The sequence below is a fragment of the Pseudomonas palleroniana genome, assembly GCF_003031675.1.
Lineage (GTDB): Bacteria > Pseudomonadota > Gammaproteobacteria > Pseudomonadales > Pseudomonadaceae > Aquipseudomonas > Aquipseudomonas palleroniana.
This window is the reverse complement of sequence record NZ_PYWX01000061.1, coordinates 311,196-327,318: the sequence shown is the minus strand read 5'-3', so window position 1 is coordinate 327,318 and position 16,123 is coordinate 311,196. Positions and strand designations below refer to the sequence as shown.

Annotated in this window: 19 protein-coding genes; 18 read left to right on the top strand and 1 reads right to left on the bottom strand. The window is 59.8% G+C overall.

From position 1 onward, the window contains the following. Position 1 precedes the first annotated feature (1 nt). Positions 2-916, top strand: a complete 915-nt coding sequence (gene secF, locus C9383_RS21440; RefSeq protein ID WP_090368705.1) for a protein translocase subunit SecF — start codon at positions 2-4, stop codon at positions 914-916. Between the two features lie 124 nt (positions 917-1,040). Then, on the top strand, positions 1,041-1,583 hold the full coding sequence (locus C9383_RS21435; protein WP_090368706.1) for a glycine zipper 2TM domain-containing protein: 543 nt from the start codon (positions 1,041-1,043) through the stop codon (positions 1,581-1,583). A gap of 205 nt (positions 1,584-1,788) precedes the next feature. Here C9383_RS21435 and suhB read toward each other — a convergent pair whose 3' ends face one another. Beyond that, the gene (suhB, locus tag C9383_RS21430) at positions 1,789-2,604 is read right to left on the bottom strand and encodes a type III secretion system regulator SuhB (RefSeq protein WP_005791195.1); all 816 of its coding nucleotides are present in this window, start codon (positions 2,602-2,604) and stop codon (positions 1,789-1,791) included. Positions 2,605-2,749: 145 nt separating this feature from the next. Here suhB and trmJ point away from each other — a divergent pair, with 145 nt between their 5' ends. The 16 genes from trmJ to hisS all read left to right on the top strand — a co-directional run bounded on the left by trmJ (position 2,750) and on the right by hisS (position 16,096). After that, a complete protein-coding gene (gene trmJ, locus C9383_RS21425) occupies positions 2,750-3,520 on the top strand; it encodes a tRNA (cytosine(32)/uridine(32)-2'-O)-methyltransferase TrmJ (protein ID WP_090368708.1) in 771 nt (256 codons plus the stop codon). A gap of 2 nt (positions 3,521-3,522) precedes the next feature. Then, complete coding sequence (gene cysE / locus C9383_RS21420; protein ID WP_060754324.1) at positions 3,523-4,305, top strand: serine O-acetyltransferase; 783 nt, start codon at positions 3,523-3,525, stop codon at positions 4,303-4,305. Positions 4,306-4,607: 302 nt separating this feature from the next. Continuing rightward, entirely contained in the window at positions 4,608-5,099 is a 492-nt protein-coding gene (iscR, locus tag C9383_RS21415; protein ID WP_003194020.1) for a Fe-S cluster assembly transcriptional regulator IscR, read from the top strand. 50 nt (positions 5,100-5,149) lie between these two features. Further along, positions 5,150-6,364, top strand: coding sequence for an IscS subfamily cysteine desulfurase (locus C9383_RS21410; RefSeq protein ID WP_060754323.1), 1,215 nt, complete (start codon positions 5,150-5,152; stop codon positions 6,362-6,364). A gap of 99 nt (positions 6,365-6,463) precedes the next feature. Continuing rightward, a complete protein-coding gene (iscU, locus tag C9383_RS21405) occupies positions 6,464-6,850 on the top strand; it encodes a Fe-S cluster assembly scaffold IscU (RefSeq protein ID WP_007929523.1) in 387 nt (128 codons plus the stop codon). 28 nt (positions 6,851-6,878) lie between these two features. Continuing rightward, positions 6,879-7,202: an iron-sulfur cluster assembly protein IscA gene (gene iscA, locus C9383_RS21400; RefSeq protein WP_010565230.1), complete on the top strand. Its 324-nt coding sequence runs from the start codon at positions 6,879-6,881 to the stop codon at positions 7,200-7,202. A gap of 8 nt (positions 7,203-7,210) precedes the next feature. Further along, the gene (hscB, locus tag C9383_RS21395; protein WP_090368710.1) at positions 7,211-7,732 is read left to right on the top strand and encodes a co-chaperone HscB; all 522 of its coding nucleotides are present in this window, start codon (positions 7,211-7,213) and stop codon (positions 7,730-7,732) included. A 51-nt stretch (positions 7,733-7,783) separates the two neighbouring features. Next, complete coding sequence (hscA, locus tag C9383_RS21390; protein WP_090368712.1) at positions 7,784-9,646, top strand: Fe-S protein assembly chaperone HscA; 1,863 nt, start codon at positions 7,784-7,786, stop codon at positions 9,644-9,646. Between the two features lie 3 nt (positions 9,647-9,649). Then, on the top strand, positions 9,650-9,991 hold the full coding sequence (gene fdx, locus C9383_RS21385; protein ID WP_032890689.1) for an ISC system 2Fe-2S type ferredoxin: 342 nt from the start codon (positions 9,650-9,652) through the stop codon (positions 9,989-9,991). 14 nt (positions 9,992-10,005) lie between these two features. Then, positions 10,006-10,206, top strand: coding sequence for a Fe-S cluster assembly protein IscX (gene iscX, locus C9383_RS21380; RefSeq protein ID WP_060754320.1), 201 nt, complete (start codon positions 10,006-10,008; stop codon positions 10,204-10,206). A gap of 91 nt (positions 10,207-10,297) precedes the next feature. Next, complete coding sequence (gene ndk / locus C9383_RS21375; protein ID WP_060754319.1) at positions 10,298-10,723, top strand: nucleoside-diphosphate kinase; 426 nt, start codon at positions 10,298-10,300, stop codon at positions 10,721-10,723. Between the two features lie 29 nt (positions 10,724-10,752). Then, positions 10,753-11,901: a dual-specificity RNA methyltransferase RlmN gene (gene rlmN, locus C9383_RS21370; protein ID WP_060754318.1), complete on the top strand. Its 1,149-nt coding sequence runs from the start codon at positions 10,753-10,755 to the stop codon at positions 11,899-11,901. Between the two features lie 12 nt (positions 11,902-11,913). Continuing rightward, a complete protein-coding gene (pilW, locus tag C9383_RS21365; RefSeq protein ID WP_090368714.1) occupies positions 11,914-12,669 on the top strand; it encodes a type IV pilus biogenesis/stability protein PilW in 756 nt (251 codons plus the stop codon). A gap of 2 nt (positions 12,670-12,671) precedes the next feature. Continuing rightward, the gene (locus C9383_RS21360; protein WP_090368716.1) at positions 12,672-13,673 is read left to right on the top strand and encodes a RodZ domain-containing protein; all 1,002 of its coding nucleotides are present in this window, start codon (positions 12,672-12,674) and stop codon (positions 13,671-13,673) included. Positions 13,674-13,675: 2 nt separating this feature from the next. Continuing rightward, positions 13,676-14,785, top strand: coding sequence for a flavodoxin-dependent (E)-4-hydroxy-3-methylbut-2-enyl-diphosphate synthase (gene ispG, locus C9383_RS21355; protein ID WP_060754315.1), 1,110 nt, complete (start codon positions 13,676-13,678; stop codon positions 14,783-14,785). A gap of 21 nt (positions 14,786-14,806) precedes the next feature. Further along, positions 14,807-16,096, top strand: a complete 1,290-nt coding sequence (hisS, locus tag C9383_RS21350; protein WP_090368718.1) for a histidine--tRNA ligase — start codon at positions 14,807-14,809, stop codon at positions 16,094-16,096. The last annotated feature ends 27 nt before the right edge of the window (positions 16,097-16,123 follow it).

The window sequence follows — 16,123 nt, the reverse complement described above, 5'->3', positions numbered from 1 at the left end:
CATGTTACGTACAATCAACTTCATGGGCGTTCGCAACGTTGCGTTCGGCTTCACCATGCTCCTTACCGTTCTGGCGTTGTTCAGCTGGTTCCATAAGGGCCTGAACTACGGTCTGGACTTCACCGGCGGTACGCTCATCGAGCTGACCTACGAGAAGCCGGCCGACGTCACCCTGGTGCGCAACGAGCTGGTCAAAGCCGGCTATCACGAAGCCATCGTGCAGAGCTTCGGTGCTACGACCGACCTGCTGGTGCGTATGCCGGGCGAAGACCCGCAACTGGGTCACCAGGTTGCCGATGCCTTGCAGAAGGTCGGTGGCGACAACCCGGCTTCGGTCAAGCGCGTCGAGTTCGTAGGCCCGCAGGTGGGTGAAGAGCTGCGCGACCAGGGCGGCCTCGGCATGCTGATGGCGCTGGTCGGCATCATGATCTACCTGGCCTTCCGCTTTCAGTGGAAGTTCGGTGTCGGCGCCATTGTGTCGCTGATCCACGACGTGATCGTGACCGTGGGTATCCTGGCGTACTTCCAGGTGACCTTCGACCTGACCGTACTGGCCGCCGTACTGGCGATCATCGGCTACTCGCTCAACGACACCATCGTGGTATTCGACCGGGTTCGTGAGAACTTCCGCGTACTGCGCAAGGCGTCGTTGATCGAGAACATCAACGTCTCCACCACCCAGACGCTGCTGCGGACCATGGCGACATCGATCTCCACCTTGCTGGCGATCGCTGCGCTGATGATCTTCGGTGGTGACAACCTGTGGGGCTTCTCCCTGGCGCTGTTCATCGGCGTCCTGGCGGGTACCTACTCGTCGATCTACATCGCCAACGTGGTGTTGATCTGGCTGAACCTCAACAGCGAAGACTTGATCCCTCCGGCCGCTACCGGCAAGGAGGTCGACGACCGCCCTTGATGGGTACTCGTTGATCTGCTGTTACAAAGAAGGCGTGAGTATTGAACTCGCGCCTTTTTTTTTGCTCCAAGGCTGGGTATAGCGCGGACGTTTCGGTCCGCTTGTGATGGTCAGGAGGTTCAACGTGAACAAGTCGTTGCTGGTTGGTGCGGTACTGGGTGCTGTCGGTGTGACTGCCGGGGGCGCTGTTGCCACCTACAGCCTGGTTAAAAGCGGCCCTGAGTATGCGCAAGTGTTGGCGGTGCAGCCGGTCAAAACCCAGATCAAAACGCCTCGCGAAGTGTGCAAGGACGTTGCAGTGACCCGGCAGCGGCCGGTACAGGATCAGCACCAGATCGTCGGTACCGTGGTCGGTGCCTTGGCCGGTGGCCTGTTGGGTAACCAGGTCGGTGGCGGTAATGGTAAGAAGCTGGCCACCGTGGCCGGTGCGGTCGGTGGCGGTTATGCCGGTAACAAGGTTCAGGAAGGCATGCAGAACCGTGATACCTACACGACTACGCAGACTCGCTGTAACACCGTCAACGACATCAGCGACAAGGTTGTCGGGTATGACGTGCGTTACAACCTGGATGGCAAGGAAGGCACCGTGCGTATGGATCGCGATCCAGGTGGCCAGATTCCGGTCGACAAAGAAGGTCGCCTGATCCTGGGTCAGAACCAGCAGTAATTCCAAGCCTGGTTCAATTCCAGTGTGGGAGGGGGCTTGCTCCCGATAGCGGTGCATCAGTCACAAATGTGGCAACTGGCACCCTGCTATCGGGAGCAAGCCCCCTCCCACATTTGCTATTTGGTTGTTGCTGGTCGTCAGGTGTGGGTCAAACGCAGTGCATAAAAAAAGCACCCCGAGGGGTGCTTTTTTTGTGCTCGCTCGCTTAGCGCTTCAGCGAAGCCGGCAGGTGCGGCTGGATCGCCGTCAGTACTGCCTTGAAGCATTTGGTGTTGCCGGCAACGACGTGGCCTTTTTCCAGGAAGTCGTGACCGCCGGTGAAGTCGCTCACCAGGCCGCCGGCCTCTTGGATCAGCAGGGCGCCTGCGGCCATGTCCCACTCGGACAGGCCCGATTCCCAGAATGCATCAAAACGACCGGCTGCGACGTATGCCAGGTCCAGGCTGGCGGCACCGGCGCGGCGGATGCCGGCGGTCTGGCCAACCAGGGCGCGGAACATGCCCAGGTAGTTTTCCAGGTTGTCCATCTGGTCATCGCGGAACGGGAAGCCGGTGCCCAGCAGAGCGCCTTCCAGGCTGGTGCGGCCGCTGACGCGCAGGCGACGACCGTTCAGTTGGGCGCCACGGCCACGGCTGGCGGTGAATTCTTCCTGGCGCACTGGGTCCAGCACAACGGCGTGTTCCAGGCGGCCACGGTATTTGCAGGCAATGCTCACGGCAAAGTGCGGGATGCCGCGCAGGAAGTTGGTGGTACCGTCCAGTGGGTCGATGATCCACAGGTAGTCTTCACCTTCGCCGCTACCTTTGTGCAGGCCGGTTTCTTCGCCGAGGATGCCGTGGGTAGGGTAGGCCTTGCGCAGAGCGTCGATGATTTTCTGTTCGGCGGCGCGATCCACCTCGGATACATAATCCTTGGCGTCTTTTTCGTCGACCTTGATGGTATCCAGGCGCTCGATGGAGCGGAAGATCAATTCACTGGCGCTGCGGGCGGCGCGCAGCGCGATATTCAGCATGGGCTGCATGGATGTGTCACCTAAGGTTGTTAAAGAAAGCCGCGCATTCTAGCAGAAACTTTCTTCAGGTGAAGGACGACGTTCGCTTTCGTGGCATAACCTTAGGCTGTTCTGTAAGATTTGCTCCCCTTTCCTGTGTCCGAGAGCGCCTCCCTTGCTGCAAAACATTCGTGTCGTCTTGGTCAATACCAGTCATCCCGGCAACATCGGCGGGGTGGCGCGAGCCATGAAAAACATGGGGCTGACGCGCCTGGTGCTGGTCGAACCGCGTGTGTTCCCGCACCACGAGGCCGATGCTCGCGCTTCGGGCGCCAATGACATTCTTGAGAAGGCCCAGGTTGTTGCCACCTTGGAAGACGCCTTGGTCGGCTGCAACCTGGTGCTCGGCACCAGTGCGCGTGACCGTCGTATCCCATGGCCACTGCTGGACCCGCGTGAATGCGGCACCAAAGTGGTGGAGGAGGCGGCCGGTGGCGCTGAAATTGCCTTGGTGTTCGGCCGTGAAGACTCCGGCCTGACCAATGAAGAGCTGCAGCGATGTCATTACCACGTGCACATTCCATCAGACCCCGGGTTCAGTTCGCTGAACCTTGGGGCGGCCGTGCAGGTGTTGACCTATGAAGTGCGCATGGCTTGGCTGGCGGCTGCCGGCCAGCCGAGCAAAGTGGAAAAGGAAGAGGTTGCCTCGACCAAAAGTGGCGAACTGGCCACCATGGACGAGCTGGAACGATTCTATGAGCACCTGGAGCAAACCCTGGTAGCCATCGAGTTCCTCGATCCTGAAAAACCACGGCACTTGATGGCGCGCCTGCGCCGCCTGTACGGGCGTAGCTCGGTGAGCCGGGCAGAAATGAATATATTGCGTGGCATCCTCACGGAAACCCAGAAAGCGGCCCGTGGTGAGCTTCTTAAGCGGAAGGATTAAAAATGTTCGAGCGTTTGCGAGAAGATATCCAGAGTGTTTTCCACCGTGACCCGGCGGCGCGCAACGCCTTTGAAGTGCTGACCTGCTATCCGGGCATGCACGCGATCTGGCTTCACCGCCTGTCCGGTGCCTTGTGGGGCGCGGGCTGGAAGTGGCTGGCGCGACTGGTCTCGAACTTCGGGCGCTGGCTGACCGGTATCGAGATTCACCCGGGGGCCAAGGTAGGGCGCCGCTTCTTCATCGACCATGGCATGGGCATCGTGATTGGCGAGACGGCCGAGATTGGTGATGACGTCACTCTCTATCAGGGCGTGACGCTCGGCGGTACCAGTTGGAATAAAGGCAAGCGCCACCCGACGCTGGGTGATGGCGTGGTGGTCGGGGCTGGGGCCAAGGTGCTCGGGCCGTTTACCGTCGGTGCCGGTGCCAAGGTCGGCTCCAACGCGGTGGTGACCAAGGCTGTCCCACCGGGGGCTACCGTTGTTGGCATTCCGGGCCGAATTATCGTCAAGCCGCAGGCTGACGACGAGCAGGAAGCCAAGCGCAAGGCCATGGCCGAGAAGATCGGCTTCGATGCCTACGGCGTCAGCGAAGACATGCCTGACCCGGTGGCGCGTGCCATTGGTCAGTTGCTCGACCACCTGCAGGCGGTCGATGGCAAGTTGGATGGCATGTGTGGTGCGCTGAAGGAGCTGGGTAGCAGCTACTGTGCGAAAGATCTTCCTGAGCTGCGCGAAGAAGACTTCGCCGAGATCAAGAGCGAAGCCGCTACCAAGGCCAGCTGAGGCTCTATGAGCCCCAAAAATCCAGTGTGGGAGGGGGCTTGCTCCCGATAGCGGAGTGTCAGTCACTACATTTATGACTGATGCATCGCTATCGGGAGCAAGCCCCCTCCCACATTTTGATCTCCATTGGTCCCTGGGTTTCTACGCGGCCTTGTTCGCGCTGTTCGTCCCCAGCCCATCCTGCTATGATTCGCGCGCCCTTTTTACGGGTAATCCTGACTAAAGTACTAGGTCTTATAGTTGACTTAAATACTCGGGAATCGCATACTTGCTCCCATTCTGAAACACCTTGGTACTTGTCCATGAGACTGACTACAAAAGGCCGATACGCGGTGACCGCCATGCTCGACTTGGCCTTGCACGCGCAAACTGGGCCGGTGTCCCTGGCCGATATCTCCGAGCGCCAAGGCATTTCCCTGTCCTACCTCGAGCAACTGTTCGCCAAATTGCGTCGCAGTAACTTGGTTTCCAGCGTGCGTGGGCCGGGTGGCGGCTACCAACTGTCCCGCGATATGCAGGGCATCCAGGTAGCCCAGGTGATCGATGCGGTCAACGAATCCGTCGACGCAACCAAATGCCAGGGCCTGGGTGATTGCCATGCCGGCGACACCTGCCTGACGCACCACCTGTGGTGCGACTTGAGCCTGCAGATCCATGAGTTTTTGAGTGGTATCAGCTTGGCTGATCTTGTGACTCGCCGTGAGGTGCAAGAAGTAGCCCAGCGTCAGGACCAGCGCCGTTGCAACACCAAGGCGCCGCGTCTGGACAAGATTGAAGCGTCCGCCGTCGAGTGACAGCCGAAGAGCTAACGGTGCGCCAGCCAGCCTGATTTAGGAGAAAGTCCATGAAATTGCCGATTTACCTTGATTATTCAGCGACCACCCCGGTTGATCCGCGTGTCGCGCAAAAGATGAGCGAATGCCTGCTGGTTGACGGAAACTTCGGCAACCCAGCCTCCCGTTCCCACGTTTTCGGCTGGAAAGCCGAGGAAGCGGTCGAGAACGCTCGTCGTCAGGTCGCGGACCTGGTTGGCGCCGACCCTCGTGAAATCGTCTGGACTTCCGGTGCTACCGAGTCCGACAACCTGGCAATCAAGGGCGCCGCGCATTTCTACGCGACCAAAGGCAAGCACCTGATCACCACCAAGATTGAGCACAAGGCTGTCCTGGACACCATGCGCCAACTGGAGCGTGAAGGTTTCGAGGTCACCTACCTTGAGCCAACCACCGACGGTATCGTCACCCCGGCCATGATCGAAGCCGCGCTGCGTGAAGACACCATCCTGGTTTCCGTGATCCACGTGAACAACGAAATCGGCACCATCAACGACATCGCGGCCATCGGCGAGCTCACCCGCTCCAAAGGTATCCTGCTGCACGTCGACGCTGCCCAGTCCACTGGCAAAGTCGATATCGACCTGTCGAAGCTGAAAGTCGACCTGATGTCGTTCTCTGCCCACAAGACCTACGGCCCTAAAGGCATCGGCGCGCTGTACGTGAGCCGCAAGCCCCGCGTGCGCATCGAAGCCACCATGCACGGTGGCGGTCACGAGCGCGGCATGCGTTCCGGTACCCTGGCGACCCACCAGATCGTCGGCATGGGCGAAGCGTTCCGTGTGGCCAAGGAAGACATGGCTGCCGAAAACGTGCGCATCAAGGCTTTGAGCGATCGCTTCTACAAGCAGGTCGAAAACCTTGAAGAGCTGTACATCAACGGCAGCATGACCGCTCGTGTACCGCATAACCTGAATTTGAGCTTCAACTACGTCGAAGGCGAGTCGCTGATTATGGCGCTCAAGGACCTGGCGGTTTCGTCCGGTTCGGCCTGCACCTCGGCCTCCCTTGAGCCGTCCTACGTGCTGCGCGCCCTGGGCCGCAACGACGAACTGGCACATAGCTCGATCCGCTTTACCTTCGGCCGCTTCACCACTGAAGAACAAGTCGACTACGCCGCGCAGAAAGTCTGCGAAGCCGTCAACAAGCTGCGCACCCTGTCGCCGCTGTGGGACATGTTCAAAGACGGTGTCGATATCTCCAAGATCGAGTGGGCGGCACACTAAATATAGAAGCCGCCACCCAAGCTCTGTAGGAACGTGGCGGAAAACGCAGGCGTTTCTACAGGGTTCCAGAGCGGCCCTGATGAGTGAGGATTCAGTACCATGGCTTACAGCGAAAAGGTCATCGACCACTACGAAAACCCGCGCAACGTCGGCAAGATGAACGCGGAAGACCCTGATGTCGGCACCGGCATGGTCGGCGCTCCGGCGTGCGGCGACGTGATGCGCCTGCAGATCAAGGTCAACGAGCAGGGCATCATCGAAGATGCCAAGTTCAAGACTTATGGCTGCGGTTCGGCCATCGCTTCCAGCTCCCTGGCGACCGAGTGGATGAAAGGCAAGACTCTGGATGAAGCAGAGACCATCAAGAACACTCAGCTGGCCGAAGAACTGGCCCTGCCGCCCGTGAAAATCCACTGCTCGGTACTCGCGGAAGACGCCATCAAGGCGGCCGTTCGCGACTACAAGCAGAAGAAAGGCTTGATCTAAGCATTTGGCGACGAGTAAGGAGTCAACGATGGCTATCAGCATGACAGAAGCGGCTGCACGGCACGTGCGACGCTCCCTGGATGGGCGCGGTAAAGGTGAGGGGATTCGTCTGGGTGTGCGCACCACGGGCTGTTCCGGCCTTGCCTATGTGCTGGAGTTTGTCGACGAGGTGGTTGCGGAAGACCAGGTGTTCGAAAGTCACGGCGAGAAAGTGATCATCGACCCTAAAAGCCTGACTTACCTGGACGGCACCGAACTCGATTTCGTCAAGGAAGGGTTGAACGAAGGCTTCAAGTTCAACAACCCCAACGTGCGCGGTGAGTGTGGCTGCGGCGAAAGCTTCAACATCTGAGGCTATTCGTGGGTACTCCTTGTCATTTCGCTTTATTCGAGCTGCAGCCGAGCTTTCGGCTGGACCTTGAGCAGCTTGCCACGCGCTACCGAGAATTGGCGCGCGGCGTACATCCGGACCGCTTCGCTGACGCTTCCGAGCGTGAGCAACGCCTGGCGCTGGAGCAGTCTGCCAGACTCAATGAAGCCTATCAGACGCTCAAGAGCCCGCCCAAGCGCGCGCGTTACCTGCTTGCGATGAAGGGGGGCGAGTTGCCTCTGGAAGTGACGGTGCACGATCCGGACTTCCTGATGCAGCAGATGCAGTGGCGCGAAGAGCTTGAAGACTTGCAGGACGAAGCCGATCTGGCTGGTGTCGCGGTCTTCAAGCGTCGTCTGAAAGCGGCCCAGGATGAGCTCAACGAAAGCTTCGCAGCCTGTTGGGATGATGCCGCGCAACGTGAGCAGGCCGAACGCCTGATGCGGCGCATGCAGTTCCTCGACAAGCTCACCTACGAAGTGCGCCAGCTAGAAGAGCGCCTCGACGATTAACCCAGTGCTGCCCGTGTCGCACGCCTGATAGACAGATAAGACCTGATTACCATGGCTCTACTGCAGATCGCCGAACCCGGCCAAAGCCCTCAACCGCACCAGCGTCGCCTGGCGGTCGGGATTGACCTGGGCACTACCAATTCCCTGGTCGCTGCCTTGCGCAGCGGCCTGTCCGAGCCGCTGCCCGACGCTGACGGCCAGGTTATCCTGCCGTCCGCCGTGCGCTACCACGTCGATCGCACCGAAGTCGGTGAGTCGGCCAAGTTGGCAGCGTCTACCGATCCTTTGAATACCGTACTGTCGGTCAAGCGCTTGATGGGTCGTGGTCTGTCCGACGTCAAGCAATTGGGCGACCAGCTGCCTTACCGCTTTGTCGGCGGCGAGTCGCACATGCCGTTCATCGACACCGTGCAGGGCCCGAAAAGTCCTGTGGAAGTGTCGGCCGATATCCTCAAGGTGCTGCGCCAGCGTGCGGAACACACCTTGGGCGGCGAACTGGTCGGTGCGGTGATCACGGTTCCCGCTTATTTCGATGATGCCCAGCGCCAGGCCACCAAGGATGCGGCCAAGCTCGCCGGCCTGAACGTGCTGCGCCTGCTCAACGAACCGACCGCTGCGGCTGTGGCCTATGGCCTGGACCAGCACGCCGAGGGCCTGGTTGCGATCTATGACCTGGGCGGCGGCACCTTTGATATCTCGATCCTGCGCCTGACCGGCGGTGTCTTCGAAGTGCTGGCCACCGGTGGCGACAGCGCCCTGGGCGGCGATGACTTCGATCACGCTATCGCTGGCTGGATCATCACCAGTGCCGGTTTGTCCGTCGATCTGGACCCGGGCGCGCAGCGCAACCTGCTGCAAGCTGCCTGCGCGGCCAAGGAAGCGCTGACGGATGCGGCCTCTGTGCAAGTGTCCTACGGCGACTGGTCGGCCGAGCTGACTCGCGAAGCCTTCGATGCGTTGATCGAGCCGATGGTGGCCCGTAGCTTGAAAGCCTGCCGTCGCGCGGTGCGTGACTCCGGTGTCGAGCTTGAAGACGTCGGTGCTGTGGTGATGGTCGGCGGTTCCACGCGCGTGCCGCGTGTCCGCGAGGCGGTGGCCGAAGCTTTTGGTCGTCAGCCGTTGACTGAAATCGACCCGGACCAGGTCGTCGCTATCGGCGCAGCGATCCAGGCCGACACGTTGGCGGGTAACAAGCGTGACGGCGGCGAACTGCTGTTGCTTGACGTGATTCCGCTGTCCCTGGGGCTGGAAACCATGGGTGGCCTGATGGAGAAGGTGATTCCACGCAACACCACCATCCCGGTCGCCCGCGCTCAAGACTTCACCACTTACAAAGATGGCCAGACGGCCATGATGATTCATGTGCTGCAAGGCGAGCGCGAGCTGATCAGCGACTGCCGCTCCCTGGCGCGCTTTGAATTGCGCGGCATCCCGGCGATGGTGGCGGGTGCGGCGAAGATTCGCGTGACCTTCCAGGTCGACGCCGACGGCTTGCTGAATGTGGCCGCGCGTGAGCTGGGGTCTGGGGTTGAAGCCAGTATCCAGGTCAAGCCGTCCTACGGCCTGACTGACGGCGAAATCGCCAAGATGCTCAAGGATTCGTTCCAATATGCCGGTGATGACAAGGTCGCCCGTGTCTTGCGTGAGCAGCAGGTGGATGCCCAACGTCTGCTCGAAGCGGTGCAGGGCGCCCTCGATGCGGATGGCGAACGCCTGCTGGATGCCGAAGAGCGCATGGTCATCGACCTGCAGATGCAGGAATTGGCCGAACTGATGAAAGGCTCCGATGGGTACGCCATCGAGCAACAGACCAAGCGCCTGTCGCAAGTGACCGATGCTTTTGCCGCCCGCCGCATGGATCAGACGGTGAAAGCCGCACTGGCCGGGCGCAACCTGAATGAAATCGAGGAATAATTAATGCCGCAGGTCATTTTTCTGCCACACGCCGAGCATTGCCCGGACGGTATGGTCGTGGAGGCTGAGACCGGCAAGTCCATCCTCGAAGTTGCCCATGACAACCACATCGAGATCGAGAGTGCCTGTGGCGGTGTCTGCGCCTGCACCACCTGCCACTGCATCATCCGCGAGGGTTTCAACTCCCTTGAAGAAGCCGATGAGCTGGAAGAAGACTTTCTTGATCGTGCGTGGGGCCTTGAGGCGCAATCGCGCCTAAGCTGTCAGGCAAAGGTCGGGACTGAAGACATCACTGTCGAAATTCCGAAGTATTCGCTCAACCATGCGGCCGAAGCGCCGCATTGATTCAAGGAAATGTCATGAGCCTGAAATGGGTTGATGTACAAGAAATCGCCATTCTGCTGGCTGATGGTTATCCGGATCTGGACCCTTATTCGCTGAACTTTGTCGCTTTGCGTGACATGGTCATGGCTTTGCCGGGGTTTGAGGATGAGCGGGACCGTGGCGGCGAAAAGGTCCTGGAAGCTATCCAGACCGCCTGGAAAGAAGAACAGGACTGACGCCTTCCTCACGCAGTTAGGCAATACCCAATAACCCGCGTATAATTCGCGGGTTTAATTTTTCGTAAATTACCGTTTCTGGAGTTACACCATGGCTGTTCAACGTACTTTCTCCATCATCAAGCCTGACGCTGTTGCAAAAAACGTCATCGGCGAGATCACCACTCGTTTCGAAAAAGCCGGCCTGAAGGTTGTAGCTTCGAAACTCAAGCAACTGTCCAAGGCTGAAGCTGAAGGCTTCTACGCTGAGCACAGTGCTCGTGGTTTCTTCGGCGACCTGGTTGCCTTCATGATCTCCGGTCCTGTTGTTGTTCAGGTTCTGGAAGGTGAAAACGCTATCGCTCTGAACCGTGAGCTGATGGGCGCTACCAACCCTAAAGAAGCCGCTGCCGGCACCATCCGTGCTGACTTCGCCGAGTCCATCGACGCCAACGCTGTTCACGGTTCGGACTCCGAAGCCGCTGCTGCTCGCGAAATCGCTTACTTTTTCGCTGCTACTGAAGTAACCGCTCGCTAAGCATCGGCTTAAAGAGTGAGGGTGAATCCATGACTACATCGACTGTTAAAACCAACCTGCTGGGGCTGACTCAACAGGAAATGGAAAAATTCTTCGACTCAATCGGGGAGAAGCGTTTCCGTGCCGGTCAGGTAATGAAGTGGATTCACCACTTTGGCGTCGACGATTTCGATGCCATGACGAACGTCAGCAAGGCCCTGCGCGACAAGCTCAAGGCCATTGCCGAAGTCCGTGGTCCTGAAGTGGTCAGCGAGGACATCTCCAGCGACGGCACCCGCAAGTGGGTGGTGCGCGTGGCGTCCGGCAGCTGCGTCGAGACCGTATACATTCCCCAGGGCAAGCGCGGCACCTTGTGCGTTTCGTCCCAGGCAGGCTGTGCCCTGGACTGCAGTTTCTGCTCCACCGGCAAGCAAGGCTTCAATAGCAACCTCACCGCCGCCGAAGTCATCGGCCAGGTGTGGATTGCCAACAAATCCTTTGGCAGCGTCCCGGCGACCGTCGACCGTGCCATCACCAACGTGGTGATGATGGGCATGGGTGAGCCGCTGCTGAACTTCGACAACGTTGTTTCGGCCATGCACCTGATGATGGACGACCTGGGCTACGGCATCTCCAAGCGCCGTGTGACCCTGTCGACCTCCGGCGTGGTACCGATGATCGATGAGCTGTCCAAGCACATCGACGTCTCCCTGGCGTTGTCGCTGCACGCACCCAATGACGCATTGCGTAACCAATTGGTGCCGATCAACAAGAAGTATCCGCTTAAGATGCTGCTCGAATCTTGCCAGCGCTACATGTCGTCCCTGGGCGAAAAGCGCGTGCTGACCATCGAGTACACCTTGCTCAAAGACATCAACGACAAGGTTGAACACGCGGTCGAGATGATCGAGTTGCTCAAGAACATTCCGTGCAAGATCAACCTGATTCCGTTTAACCCGTTTCCTCATTCTGGCTACGAACGGCCGAGCAATAACGCCATCCGTCGTTTCCAGGATCAACTGCACCAGGCCGGTTACAACGTCACCGTACGCACCACGCGTGGCGAGGACATCGACGCCGCCTGTGGCCAATTGGTAGGGCAGGTGATGGACCGCACCCGCCGCAGCGAGCGCTACATCGCGGTGCGTGAATTGAACGCCGCCGACGATTTGCCGCAAATTGCTGTGAATCGAATCTGAGAGAGGATCTCTATGCCCTTGCGCCTTGCGCTGCTCTTGCTTGTTGCCGGCCTGGTGGCCGGTTGTGTTTCATCGGGCCATGAGCGCCCGTTGCAGACCGGTAAAGGCCGTGATGAGGCGCGAGTTGCCTATGTGCAATTGGGCTTGGGTTACCTGCGCCAAGGCATGAGCGAGCAGGCCAAGGTGCCCTTGAAAAAGGCCCTTGAACTGGACGGTGGCGATGCCGACGCGAATGCCGCCCTGGCCCTGGTGTTCCAGGCCCAGGCCGAGCCTGAATTGGCCGAACAGTATTTTCTCAAGGCCCTGGCCTCCCGACCTGCTGACCCACGGTTGCTGAACAATTACGGCAGCTTCCTGTTCGAGCAGAAGCGCTATGACCAGGCCGCCCGTTATTTCCAGCAGGCATCCGCCGATACCCTTTACCCGGAGCGGTCGCGGGTATTCGAGAACCTGGGTGTCACTTCGGTGCGTCTCGGCCAGCGCGACAATGCCCGCCAGCAACTGGAAAAAGCCCTGCATTTGAATAGTCGCCAGCCACGGGCCTTGCTCGAAATGGCTGAGTTGTCTTACGAAGACAGGCATTATGTGCCGGCACGTGACTATTACGAGCGCTTTAGCCTGCTCAGCGGGCAAAATGCACGTAGTCTATTGCTCGGTGTGCGCTTGGCGACGGTTCATGACGAACCTGATACCGCCGCACGTTTTGGCCAGCAACTCGAACGACTCTATCCCGGTACGCCGGAATATCAGCAATACCTGTCGGAGTAATGATGAAAGCGGCGCCCCCGGAAGTTGTAGCAGCTAATCGCGTAAACCCAGGCGAGACCTTGCGTCAGGCCCGCGAAAGCAATGGCTGGTCGCTGGCAGAAGTGGCCCTCAAGCTCAATTTGACCAGCACGTCCCTGGCCAACCTGGAGGCCGGCGCGTTCGACAAGTTGCCGGGGCATACCTTCGCCCGCGGCTATATCCGTGCCTACGCCAAGTTGCTGGGCATCGACCAGGCCGTGCTGGTCCAGGAATTCGACCAGTTCACCGGTACCGACTCCCAGGGCAGCAATGTCCATGGCCTGGGGCGTATCGAAGAGCCCGTGCGTGTATCCCACACTATTTTGCGTATTGTCAGCCTGTTGCTGCTGGTCGCCGTGATCGGCGGTGGTTTCGTCTGGTGGCAGGACCAGACCTCCCAGCGCAACAAGGATTTGACCAGTAACGCCCTGGAGCACGTCGAAGTCGAAAGTGCTGACGGCACCACCCAGATTCATCCGTTGGATGAGCCGGAAGACCAGGCCGTTACCGAAGCCCAGGCTGCGCCTCAAGCGCCGGCTGTCGCCGATCAGCCGGCCCAGCAAGAGCAAACCCCGCCTGCTGCGACGGCGGCCGTACCGACGCCAGCCGTACCTGCTGCGCCTGCCGCTCCAGCTGCCCAGGCTCATGTGCCGGTCGCACCGGTGCCGGCCCCAGCCGCCTCCGTGCCGGTTACTCCATCTGCTCCGGCGATTTCCGCGCCGACCACGCCTGCGCTGATCGCCGGCGATGGCCACGTCCAGATTACCTTCATCGCTGACTGCTGGACGCAAGTCACCGATGGCAATGGCAAAGTGCTGTTTAGCGGTCTGAAGCGTAAGGGAGATACGCTCGACCAAGGCGGCAAGCCTCCTTTGACGCTGCGTCTGGGCTATGCCCGTGGCGCGCAAGTGGCCTACAACGGCCAGCCTGTGGACGTGGCGCCGTTCACCAGTGGCGAGACTGCTCGCCTCAAGTTGGGACAATAGTCATGCACGGCGAATCTCCAATCAAACGTCGCGTATCGCGCAAGATCTGGGTCGGCTCGGTGCCGGTGGGTGGTGATGCCCCCATCGCGGTACAAAGCATGACCAACAGCGACACCAACGATGTGGCTGCCACCGTTGCCCAGATCAACCGTCTGGAAGCCGCCGGCGTCGACATCGTGCGGGTTTCCGTGCCGGATATGGACGCTGCCGAAGCGTTCGGCCGCATCAAGCAGTTGGTCAAGGTGCCCTTGGTCGCCGACATTCACTTCGACTACAGGATCGCCTTGCGTGTCGCCGAGCTGGGCGTGGACTGCCTGCGCATCAACCCGGGCAACATCGGTCGCGAAGACCGGGTGCGTGCCGTGGTGGATGCGGCCCGTGACCGTGGCATTCCGATCCGTATCGGCGTCAACGCCGGTTCGCTGGAAAAAGACCTGCAAAAGAAATACGGCGAGCCTACCCCGGCGGCGCTGGTTGAATCGGCGTTGCGCCACGTTGAACACCTCGAGCGCCTGAATTTCCAGGACTTCAAGGTCAGCGTAAAGGCTTCCGACGTATTCATGGCGGTCGAAGCCTACCGCTTGCTGGCCAAGGAAATCGTGCAGCCGCTGCACCTGGGTATCACTGAAGCGGGCGGTTTGCGTTCAGGCACAGTGAAATCTGCGGTGGGTCTCGGTATGCTGCTCGCCGAAGGGATTGGCGATACTATCCGCATCTCCCTGGCGGCAGACCCGGTAGAGGAAGTGAAGGTCGGTTACGACATTCTCAAATCCCTGCATTTGCGTTCCCGTGGCATCAACTTCATTGCCTGCCCGAGCTGCTCGCGGCAGAACTTCGACGTGGTGAAAACCATGAACGATCTTGAAGGGCGCCTCGAAGACCTGCTGGTGCCGCTGGATGTTGCGGTGATCGGTTGTGTGGTCAACGGCCCCGGTGAAGCCAAAGAGGCGCACATCGGTTTGACCGGTGGCACACCGAACCTGATCTACATCGACGGCAAGCCGGCGCAGAAGTTGACGAATGACAATCTGGTGGATGAGCTTGAAAGGCTGATCCGCGAGAAAGCGGCCGAGAAGGTCGCGGCTGACGCAGCGCTGATCGCGCGCGGCTAAGAACGAATTTAAGGATTAGATGTGAGCAAGTCTCTGCAAGCCATCCGTGGCATGAACGACATCCTGCCGGAGCAGACGCCACTGTGGCGTTACTTCGAGAGCACGGTCGCGCGTCTGTTGGATAACTACGGTTACAAGCAGATCCGCATGCCGATCGTCGAGTTTACCGAGCTGTTCAAGCGCTCCATCGGTGAAGTAACCGACATCGTTGAAAAAGAGATGTACACCTTTGAAGACCGCAATGGCGACTCCCTGACCCTGCGTCCGGAAGGTACCGCCGCGTGCGTGCGCGCCGTGCTCGAACATGGCATCACCGGTGGTGGCCAGACCCAGAAGCTCTGGTACATCGGCCCGATGTTCCGCCACGAGCGTCCACAGAAAGGGCGTTATCGCCAGTTCCACCAGATCGGGTGCGAAGTCTTCAACCTGGACGGCCCGGACATCGACGCCGAGCTGATCGTGCTGACCTGGCGCCTGTGGGGCCAGTTGGGCATCCGCGATGCGGTCAAGCTCGAACTCAACAGCCTGGGCACCAGCGAATCCCGCGGCCGCTATCGCGAAGCCCTGGTCGAGTACCTGTCCGCTCACCTGGACAAGTTGGATGAAGACAGCCAGCGCCGCCTGAAAACCAACCCGTTGCGCGTACTGGATACCAAGAACGCCGACACCCAGGCCGTACTGGTCGACGCGCCGAAAATGGCCGACTACCTGGACGACGAGTCCCGTGCGCACTTCGAGGGCCTCAAGGCTCGCCTGGATGCCGCCGGTATTCCCTACGTGATCAACCCGAAACTGGTTCGCGGCCTCGATTACTACAGCAAGACCGTGTTTGAGTGGGTCACCGACAAGCTTGGCGCCCAAGGCACCGTGTGTGCCGGTGGTCGCTACGACGGCCTGGTTGAGCAGATGGGCGGCAAGCCGACTACGGGCGTGGGTTTCGCCATGGGTATCGAGCGGCTGATCCTGCTGCTGGAAACCCTGGAGCAGATCCCTGAAGAGATTTCCCGTCAGGTGGACGTGTACCTGTGCGCCTTTGGCGAGGCCGCCGAACTGGCGGCCCTGGCCTTGAGCGAAAAAGTACGCGACCAACTGCCGAACCTGCGCCTGCAGATCAATGCCGGTGCCGGCAGCTTCAAGAGCCAGTTCAAGAAGGCTGACAAGAGCGGTGCACTGTATGCGCTGATCCTCGGCGATGACGAGCTGGCCCAGCAAGTGATAGGTTTCAAACCCCTGCGTGGCCAGGGCGAACAACAAAACATTGCCTTTGATGCGCTCGCCGCGCACTTGGCCACCTGCGTCGTGCAGGGTTGAGCTGTCGAACAGCCGAATTTAGCGATT